The organism is Pseudonocardia pini, from assembly GCF_013870575.1.
Taxonomy (GTDB): Bacteria; Actinomycetota; Actinomycetes; order Mycobacteriales; family Pseudonocardiaceae; genus Pseudonocardia; species Pseudonocardia pini.
In genome coordinates this window covers 1-2,181 of sequence record NZ_JACBXB010000857.1, presented here as the reverse complement: position 1 = coordinate 2,181, position 2,181 = coordinate 1, and the positions used below count along the sequence as shown (strand labels likewise).

The 2,181-nt window shown below is 74.0% G+C and carries 2 protein-coding genes; one reads left to right on the top strand and one right to left on the bottom strand.

Going from position 1 to position 2,181, the window contains the following annotated elements:
* A partial coding sequence (locus tag H5J29_RS29980; RefSeq protein WP_181784327.1) for a long-chain-fatty-acid--CoA ligase occupies positions 1 to 1,429 on the top strand: 1,429 nt, incomplete at its 5' end.
* Positions 1,430 to 1,463: 34 nt separating this feature from the next.
* On the opposite strand, the gene H5J29_RS29975 is transcribed toward H5J29_RS29980, so the two are convergent.
* Positions 1,464 to 2,181, bottom strand: a 718-nt coding sequence (locus H5J29_RS29975) for a dihydrolipoamide acetyltransferase family protein (RefSeq protein WP_181784326.1), incomplete at its 5' end; no start/stop codon positions are given.

Below are 2,181 nucleotides of genomic sequence, written 5' to 3'. Positions count from 1 at the left end.
CGCGACGTTCCAGCGCAACAACCAGGAGCACCTGGAGGCCTACCTCGCCGTGCCGGCGATGGGCGCGGTGCTGCACACCCTGAACATCCGGCTGTCGGCGGAGCAGCTGGTCTTCATCGCCGGGCACGCCGAGGACCGCGTGCTGATCGTCGACGGGACCCTCGCGGCGGTCGTCGCGCCCCTGCTCGAGCGCATGCCGACGCTCCGCCACGTCGTGGTGGTCGGCGCGGACGACTCGGCCCGGACCGCACTCGCGACGCCCGGGGTGACCGTCCACGACTACGCGGAGCTGCTCGACGCGGCGCCGCCGGAGTTCGACTGGCCCGAGCTCGACGAACGCGACGCCGCGGCCATGTGCTACACGAGTGGCACCACGGGCGACCCGAAGGGCGTGGTCTACAGCCACCGCTCGGTCTACCTGCACTCGATGGCCTGTGCGATGGGCGACGCCCTCGGCCTCACCGCCGCGGACCGGGTGCTCCCGGTGGTCCCGATGTTCCACGCGAACGCCTGGGGCCTGCCCTACGCCGCGCTGCTGGTCGGCGCGGACCTGGTCCTGCCGGACCGGTTCACCTCCGGGGCCGACCTCGTGCGGGTGGTGGAGACGACCCGGCCGACCGTCGCGGCAGGTGTCCCGACCGTGTGGAGCGACGTCCTCGGGCACGTGCGCGCCCGGGGCGGCGACCTCGGGTCGCTGCGGTACGCCCTCGGTGGCGGTGCGCCGGTGTCTGTCGGGCTGCAGCGGGCCATGGCCAAGGTCTGTGGGGTCCGCCTGGTCCACGCGTGGGGGATGACCGAGACGTCGCCGGTGGCGCTGGTCAACTGGCCGCCGGTCGCCGAGGACCATCCCGACCACTGGACCTACCGGGCCGCCCAGGGGCGGCTGCTCAACCTCGTCGAGGGCCGCGTGGTGGCCGAGGACGGCACCGAGCTGCCCCGGGACGGTCGAGCCGTCGGCGAGCTGGAGGTCCGGGGGCCGTACGTCACGGCGGGCTACCACCGCCTCGACGCCCCCGACCGCGTCCACGACGGTTGGCTGCGGACCGGTGACCTGGGCTCGATCGATGCGCTCGGCTACGTCACCCTGTCCGACCGAGCCAAGGACGTGATCAAGTCCGGCGGGGAGTGGATCTCGTCGGTCGACCTGGAGACGGCGATCGCCGAACACCCCGCGGTGCGCGAGGCGGCCGTCATCGGGGTGCCCGACGACCGGTGGCAGGAACGGCCCGTCGCGGTCGTGGCGCTGCACGCGGGGGAGGCGGTGCGCCCTGCGGAGCTGCGCGAGCACCTCGCCACCGAGTTCGCCTCCTGGCAGCTGCCCGACGGCTGGTCGTTCGTCGAGGAGGTCCCGCGGACCTCGGTCGGCAAGTACGACAAGAAGGCGCTGCGCGCGCTCTACGCGGACGACGCGTTGGCGGTGGAGCGGTAGGGCGGGGGCCGCCTGCGGGCGGCCCCCGCCCCCGTCACGCGTAGCGCAGCGCCCGGGCCGGATCGGCCAGGATCCGCCCGACCTCCGCGAGGACGTGGGAGCCCAGCTCGCCGTCCACGAGCCGGTGGTCGAAGGACATCGCCAGCTGTGTGACCTGGCGGACCCGGATCTGTCCGTCGACCACCCACGGCATCGGCCGGACCGCCCCGAACGCCAGGATCGCGGCCTCGCCGGGGTTGAGGATCGGGGTGCCCGCGTCCACGCCGAGCGCGCCGATGTTGGTGATCGTGAGGGTCCCGCCGGTCATGGCCGCCGGTCGCGTCGACCCGGCGCGGGCCGTGGCGACGAGCTCGTCGAGGGCATCGGCCAGCTCGCGGAGCCCGAGCCGGTCCGCGCCCTTGACGTTCGGCACCACCAACCCCCTCGGCGTGGCCGCGGCGATGCCCAGGTTGACCTGCGAGAACTGCACGATCTCCTGGTGCTCGTCGTCCCACCGGGCGTTGATCGCGGGATGGCGCCGGACGGCGAGCAGCAGCGCCTTCGCCACCAGGACGAGCGGGGTGACCCGCACGCCTGTCCACTCCCGGTCCTGTCGGAGCTCCCGGACGAGGTCCATGGTGGCGGTGACGTCCACGGAGAGCCACTCGGTGACGTGCGGCGCGGTGAACGCCGACCGCACCATGGCCGCCGCGGTCGCCTTGCGCACCCCGCTGACCGGCGTGCGGGTCTCCGCGGGTCGTTCACCAGGTGCT